Genomic DNA, 1,240 nt, shown 5'->3' with positions numbered 1-1,240 from the left:
TTTTGTCTTAGAGCACTCAATGCCTTTGGCAGATCTTTTACCTGAAACAGAATATACCTTAACGGTATCTTCCACAGACAGGCATGGAAACGGCCCGACTATCAGTACGCCGATAACCTTTACAACCCTGGCCTCACCAGACACCATGGCACCCATTATTATCGGCAGCCCATTAATACAGAATATTACACATCAAAGCGTCGTCATTCGCTGGAAAACTAGTGAGCCTGCAACGACTCGTCTAGTAATCGGTACTTCGATAGATGAGCTTGAGCAAATTGAAAGTAAAAACGGTTTAAGGGCTTCGCATACTTTGCCAGTGACCGGCTTACAGCCTGATACATTTTATTACTTCCAAGTTCAGACCGCTGATGCGCAAGGTAATCTTGCAATGAGTGAGGTTATGTCCTTCCGCAGTAAAGTTAGAGGCCATCAAGGCGATCCTCACTTTATGTCGGAAGTGGAGGTTCTCGAACTTAGCGGTGCCACGCTTAGTGTCTACTGGGAAACCGATGTAAACGCTGATGCGCGATTGGTATGTACAAGCGCCGCCGCGACGCTTGAAGTGCACGTATCTAAACCAACTAAGAAACACACGCTTACTTTGACCACTTTAGTGGAAGGTAATAGCTATACTTGTACCGCATATTCCACTGATCATCACGGATATACAGCAAGCAAGCAAATTAATACGCTTATCGAAGTTGCCTCTAGTAAGCTAAGAAGTATTTCAACAAGTTCAGACAACACTGCGCCAATTCTGACCGCAACACCGGTTCTTGAAAGTTTCGGTGAGCTTGCAAGCTTAAGCTTAGTAAGTGATGAATTGTCGGTTGTATTTGTAGAATATAGACCTGAAGGTTCTGCTGATTGGCAAGCAGCGGGCTCACAATCCGAGAAGCTGTCGCACTTTATTCTGCTTCAAGAGCTAATCCCCAATAGCAGCTATGAGCTACGATATGTGTTGGCTGACATTGTGGGCAACCAAACATCTTTCCAAACAATTTCTTTTAACTCCGGTAGCTTGATCGATCTACCCTTGCCTGCTTTCAGCTCGCAGCCGGACGTAAGCTTTATTTCAACAAACACCGCGCTTGTTGAATGGGCCAATACCGATCAAGCAATTGGCCAGGTAAGCTTTGGTACGGCGATCGATGACTTATCTTACAAAGAAGCCAATATAGATAGTGCGCTGAGTCACCAAGTGAATCTTGTGAACCTTGATCCTGCGACTCATTAT

General features: G+C 45.2%; 1 protein-coding gene. It reads left to right on the top strand.

The annotated features are described in order from the left end of the window. Nucleotides 1–19: 19 nt before the first annotated feature. A partial coding sequence (locus A3735_RS02195) for a fibronectin type III domain-containing protein (RefSeq protein WP_197485608.1) occupies nucleotides 20–1,240 on the top strand: 1,221 nt, incomplete at its 3' end.

This window comes from Oleiphilus sp. HI0061, from assembly GCF_001635675.1.
This window is presented reverse-complemented; position numbering and strand designations above follow the sequence as displayed.